This window comes from Synechococcales cyanobacterium CNB (assembly GCA_030263455.1).
Taxonomy (GTDB): Bacteria; Planctomycetota; Phycisphaerae; order Phycisphaerales; family UBA1924; genus CAADGN01.
Genome location: SZOZ01000004.1, coordinates 231,452 through 237,647 on the forward strand (window position 1 = coordinate 231,452; position 6,196 = coordinate 237,647).

Sequence of the window (6,196 nt, forward strand, 5' to 3'; positions counted from 1 at the left end):
GCTTCACGCAATCCAGACCTCGTCCTTGCCCCCCCCTTCCTTCAGCATCCCGCACTCCGCCCGCAGGACCTCTCCCACGCTCCACGCCTGAAAAGGGCATCCGCCCGTCCGGTGCGGCGGGTCGCCGTCCGCGACTTCCGCGATGTGCCCGAGGCCGCCCGCCTCCGCGTTGCGCACCAGCGGCTCGACGAACCGCTCGCGGGCCTCGCGCTTCGCCTCCGCCGTGCCGCCGCGCACGCGCACCCACGCCTCCACGAACGGCCCGAGCAGCCACGGCCACGCCGTCCCGTTGTGGTACGCCTCGTCGCGCTCCCGCGGCCCGCCCTCGAACCGCCCCCGGTACCCCGGCTCGCGCGGCCCGAGCGTGCGCAGTCCCATCGGCGTCCACAACTCGCGCTCGACCACGTCGACAACCCGCGCCGCACGCTCCGGCTCCAGCAGCGACCACCGCAGACCTCCCACCGCGAACACCTGGTTCGGCCGCAGCGACGAATCCGCCGCGCCCGGCGCATGATCCGCGTCCACCACGTCGTGCAGCATCCCGCGCTCGGCGTTCCAGAACCTCTCGCGGAACGACGCCAGCCCGCGCCGCCACGCCGCGTCGAGCTTCGCGTCCCTCGGCTCCATCTCCGCCGCGATCCGCGCCGCGTTGATCCACAGCGCCTGCACCTCGACCGGCTTGCCGACGCGCGGCGTGATGGCACGCCCGTCCACTCGCGCATCCATCCACGTCAGGCTGGTGCCGCGTTCCCCCGCCGCGAGCAGGCCGTCCTCCGTCACGCGCACGCCGTGCCGCGTGCCGCGCAGGTGTCCGGCGACGATCCCTCGCACCGCCGACCGCAGCGATCCCTCCTCGCCAGCCTCCAGCCGCAGGCGCGCCCGCTTGACCGTCTCAAGAAACTCCCACGCCGCCTGCACGAACCAGAGCGCGGCGTCCACGCTGTGATACTCCGGCTGCGTGCCCGCGTCCGGGAATCGGTTCGGCAGCATTCCGTCCACCACGAACCGCGACCACTCCCCCAGGATCGACCGCGCCTCCTCCAGCCGCCCGGTCGCCAGGCACAGCCCGCGCACCGAGATGAAGGTGTCGCGCCCCCAGTCCGTGAACCACGGGTACCCCGCGATGATCGTCTTCGAGAGCCCGCGCGACACGACATACGCCTGCGCCGACGCCGCCAGCCCGGTCCCCAGCACGGCGCGCCGCGCCCGCTCGCTCCGTCGCAACTCCTCGAGTGTCGGCTCGCCGCTCGTCCCCGGCTCGCGCGGCGTGTCCGTGGACAGGATCATCCACGCCTCGCCCGCCGACAGGTCGAACTCGAAGTGCCCCGGCGACGCCAGGTCCTCCACGCTGTCAAGCCCCCGGCGCGCCTCTTCGGAGTACAGGAACCGCCGGTACCACTCCATCGCCTCGCGATAGACGCCGTTCGTGCGCGCCGCGATCGTCGGCACGCCGTAGTACGGCCGCCAGATCACCGCGTCGCCTCGCCGCTCGGACCCCGCGTTGAAACTCGGGTTCTCGTGGTGCGTCGCGTGATAGTCGCGCACCGAGATCAGCGGCCTCACCGACAGCCCCGCGCCCTTGCGCCCCGTGAGCAGCCGCCACGAGAGCACGACCATCGGTCTCCCGCGCGGCACGAACACCTCATGCTGCACCCGCGTCCGGTCCGGCAGTCGGTACGTCCACGTCGGCCACGGCTCGCGCACGAACGACTCCACCCAACGATCCCCGCGCGGGTGCAGCACGTCAGGCGCATACCGGTGCGCGCACAACGGCACGGGGCACTCCCCCCCCGTCAGCCACGCGTCAAGCCCGTTCACCAGCACGAACCGATCCGTCGGCGGCGTGCGCGACGCCAGGAGCAGCGCGTGGTAGCGCCGCGTGCGCACGCCGCTCACCGTCCCCGACGCGAACCCGCCGAGGCCGTCCGGCTCCAGCCATTCCGCCTCCATCGCCGCGACGCGCGCCATGCCGCCCCCAACCCCCGGGCCGATCGGTCAGTACGTGCCCGCCCGCGCCCGCGCGAGCGCGAGGTCGTGCGCCACGTGATACGGCCTCGACACCCGCGACCAGTCGAAGTTCCACGAACGCTGCTCCACCTGGTTCCGCAGCGCCACCCTCGCCCGGCGATCCAGCGTGCAGAACTCCAGCATCCGCCGCGCCAGCAGGTCCGCCGACTCGCCGTACTCACGCCCGCGCCGCGGCAGGATCCAGAGGCCCCACCTGTCGTGATCCGCGAAGTTCTCCGCCACGTGCCGGCCGAACCCGGCCAGGTCGCTCGTCACCGCAGGCACGCCCATCGTCACGCACTCCAGCGGCGTGTACCCCCACGGTTCGTACGCGCTCGGGAACACGCCCAGGTGGCACCCGCGCACAAACTGCTCGTATTCCATCCCCCACAGCGGATTCGTCGGGCTGATGAAGTCCGGGTGGTAGACCACCTTCACCCGGTCCTCAGGGTGGTTCAGCAGCCCGAGCCGCCGGATCGTCCGCACGATCTCGTCGCTCTCCGCGTCGTCCATGTGGTGCGTGAAGACCGAGGGCAGACGGTCCGTCTTCAGCGCGGCCTGCGTCCGCCGCATCCGCAACCGCCAGTACTCGTCCACCAGCGAATCCAGGTTCACGCGCCGACCAGCCGCCGCCTCGCGGAACATGCGCTCCCCAAGCGTCGCCGAGATGTGCTCGCAGACCTCGCGCAACTCGCTCAGCACGCCGCGGCTCTGCAGCGCCTCGGGCAGCAGCGAACGCGCCGGCCGCCGAGTGATGATGAAGAACACCACCGTCACGTCGCTCCCTCGACGACGCAGCTCCGCGTTCAGCCGTGCGCAGGCGTCCAGGCACAGGTCGAACCCCTTGTTCCGAGGCTCGAACCGCCCACTGCTGAAGAAATACAGCGTCTTGTCCAGGTCGAAGGCGTAGGTGGGGAAGAAGTGCCCCATCACGAACTGGTGGATACGGTCCTTGAACTGCGCGTGCAGCGTCTGGAACTCGTGCCCCACGCTGTACTGCTCCACGTTCAGCCCGTTCGGCAGCACCAGGTCCGGCTTGCGCCCCAGCAGCGCGCCGCACTCCTCCGCCGTGATCGGAGAGATCGTCGTGAACACGTGCGCCCCGTGCGCTGCCGCGCGCTCGTAGTGGTGCTGCGCCCGGATGCCGTAGCGCCTCGCCTCCGCCTCGTGGTCGATCGTGGTCAGTCGCCTGTAAAAGTCCGGGTCGCTCGTCGCGATGTACCTCCCCAGCAGCGTCGCGTGCGTCGTGAACACCAGGCTCACCGGCAACTGCTCACGCCGGATGAACGGGATCGCCAGCCCGCCCAGCCATTCGTGCATGTGCGCCAGAAGCCGCCTCTGCCCCTGCCCCCCCCCCGAGTCCCGAACCCACACCCGGCACATCACCGCCATCAGCTTCCTGATCGCCTCAGCGAACCCAACCACCCCGTCCACCAGCTCGTCGTTCCCCGGCGACTCGATCCCGTGCTCCGCCCACAGCCTGTACTTCACAGCGTCCAGTTTCGTCCCTGTCAGCGCGTGCTCAAGCAGCACCACCCGCGGCCGCCCCGGCACCAGCCACCGCCCGTGGTGCGATTCCAACCCCTCCGCCCGCAACTCGTCCAGCACACGCCCCATCCATCCTGTCGCCCGCCGCGGCTCTACCTCCAGCGCGGACCTCGCCCCCATGTACGGACCCACCACCATGTAGCGGTTCCCCCACCGCTGCGCCATCGTCGGCGCCTTCGACCGCAGCACCTGGTAGATGCCGCCGATCGGATTGCACACCTCCCACCCGATCTCCATCAGCAGCGCGCCCGCGGGCGCACGCTCGGCGTCCACCTCGGGCGCGTGGCTCACGCGGGACCGCTCCCCCACGCGCGCCGACACCCCGACCTGCTCGTTCACGCTCGCCATCGCTCAACTCTAGAGTACCATCCACACTGACGCCCGCCGACGGGTTCCCGCTCCGGCGCTGCGTCACTCTCCACTTCCCGCCCATACACTCCCCCGCCGTGTCCCGCCACTCCCTCCTCACCGATCTTGACCTTCACCTCTTCAACGAAGGCACGCACGCACGCCTCTACGAGAAACTCGGCGCGCACCACCTCCGAGACGGCGCGGCCTTCGCCGTCTGGGCGCCCGATGCCGAGCGTGTCGCAGTCGTCGGCGACTTCAACCGCTGGAACCCGGACGCCAACCCCCTCCACCCGCGCGGCTCATCCGGCATCTGGGAAGCCTTCGTCCCCGGCGCACAACCGGGCCATTACTACAAGTTCCGCATCCGCCCGCGCCACGCCCTGCACGAACTCGAGAAGTCCGACCCCTTCGCCGCACACGCCGAGCGTCCGCCCGGCTTCGCCTCGCGCGTCTGGCAGCCAGGCTACGACTGGGGCGACGCCGACTGGATGTCCACACGCCACGAACGCCGATGGCTCCGCAGGCCCGTCTCCATCTACGAGGTCCACCTCGGCTCCTGGCGCCGCGTCCCCGAGGAAGGCAACCGACCGCTCAACTACCGCGAGATCGCTCCCGCTCTCGCCGAGTACGTCGCCTGGCTCGGCTTCACCCACGTCGAACTCCTCCCCGTCATGGAGCACCCCTTCGACGGCTCATGGGGCTACCAGACCACCGGCTACTTCGCCCCCACCAGCCGCTTCGGAACGCCACAGGACTTCATGTTTCTCGTCGACACCCTCCACCGCGCCGGCGTCGGCGTCATCCTCGACTGGGTGCCCTCCCACTTCCCCCTCGACGCACACGCCCTCGCACGCTTCGACGGCACGCACCTCTTCGAGCACCAGGATCCGCGGCTCGGTTTCCACCCCGATTGGACGACCGCCATCTTCAACTACGGTCGCCACGAGGTCCGCTCCTTCCTCCTCTCCTCAGCCTCCTGCTGGCTCGACCGCTTCCACGCGGACGCGCTGCGCGTCGACGCCGTCGCCTCGATGCTCTACCTCGACTACTCGCGCAAGGAGGGCGAGTGGCTCCCCAACCGTTTCGGCGGACGCGAGAACCTCGAAGCCGCCGACTTCCTCCGCGCCCTCAACGTCGCCGTCTACCGCGATCATCCCGGCGTCGAGACGATCGCCGAGGAATCCACCGCGTGGCCCGGAGTCTCACGCCCCGCCCACACCGGCGGCCTCGGATTCGGCTTCAAGTGGGACATGGGCTGGATGAACGACACCCTCCGCTACTTCTCACGCGACCCCGTCCACCGCCGATTCCACCACGGCGACCTCACCTTCCGCCCCATCTACGCCTTCAGCGAGAACTACGTCCTCCCCCTCTCGCACGACGAGGTCGTCCACGGCAAAGGCTCGCTCCTCGCACGCATGCCCGGCGACGACTGGCAGAAGTTCGCCAACCTCCGGCTCCTCTACGCCCTCCAGTGGCTCTCACCCGGCAAGAAACTCCTCTTCATGGGCGGCGAGTTCGCACAGTGGGACGAATGGAACCACGAAACCAGCCTCGACTGGCGACTTACACACTTCGAACGCCACCGCGGCGTCATGGAACTCGTCCGCACCCTCAACCGCATCTACCGCGAGGAACCCGCCCTCCACCAGCACGACTGCGAGCCGGTCGGCTTCGAATGGATCGACTTCCACGACGCCGACCAGAGCGTTATCTCGTTCCTCCGCCGCGGCGACGCGGGCGCCCCCCCCATCCTCTGCGTCTTCAACTGCACCCCCGTCCCGCGCCACGACTACCGCCTCGGCATCCCCGAGCCGGGCCGATGGGTCAGCATCCTCGACACCGACGCACCCGTCTTCTTCGGCTCGGGCCACCCCACCCCGCACGCCGCCAACGCCGAACCCCACCCCATGCACGGGCGCGCACACTCGATCACCGTCACCCTCCCCCCCCTCGCCGCCCTCGCCTTCAAGCCCCACCGCGCATAGCCGGATATCCCTCTCCCGGGGCAGTGTCTCGCAGGCCCCGTCTTTCGTTCGCTCTCCTTACTTCCCCTTCTCCGCGTCGAACCACTTCAGGAACAGCGTCACGTCCTGATCGTCCACCGACCAGTCCAGGTTCAGGTCGGCCGACGGGTCCTTCGACGCCGCCGCGGCCATGAACGCCGTCAGGTCCGAGCCGTCCACCTTCTCGTCGCCCGTGAAGTCCGACGCGAACCCGATGCAGTTGATGTTGATCCGGTGCAGGTAGCACGTCCGCTCCCCGCCGCTCGGGTCGCGTCCGATGTACG

The 6,196-nt window shown here is 69.9% G+C and carries 3 protein-coding genes; 1 reads left to right on the plus strand and 2 read right to left on the minus strand.

Translation table 11 applies throughout. The features are described from left to right. Positions 1-3 precede the first annotated feature (3 nt). On the minus strand, positions 4-1,968 hold the full coding sequence (locus tag FBT69_06125; protein ID MDL1904381.1) for a glycogen debranching protein: 1,965 nt from the start codon (positions 1,966-1,968) through the stop codon (positions 4-6). 27 nt (positions 1,969-1,995) lie between these two features. Next, a complete protein-coding gene (locus FBT69_06130) occupies positions 1,996-3,903 on the minus strand; it encodes a glycogen synthase (protein ID MDL1904382.1) in 1,908 nt (635 codons plus the stop codon). 26 nt (positions 3,904-3,929) lie between these two features. Between FBT69_06130 and glgB the strand changes: the two genes are divergently transcribed. Next, positions 3,930-5,894 (plus strand): 1,4-alpha-glucan branching protein GlgB, encoded by a 1,965-nt coding sequence (glgB, locus tag FBT69_06135; protein ID MDL1904383.1) that lies wholly within the window; start codon positions 3,930-3,932, stop codon positions 5,892-5,894. Positions 5,895-6,196: the final 302 nt, after the last annotated feature.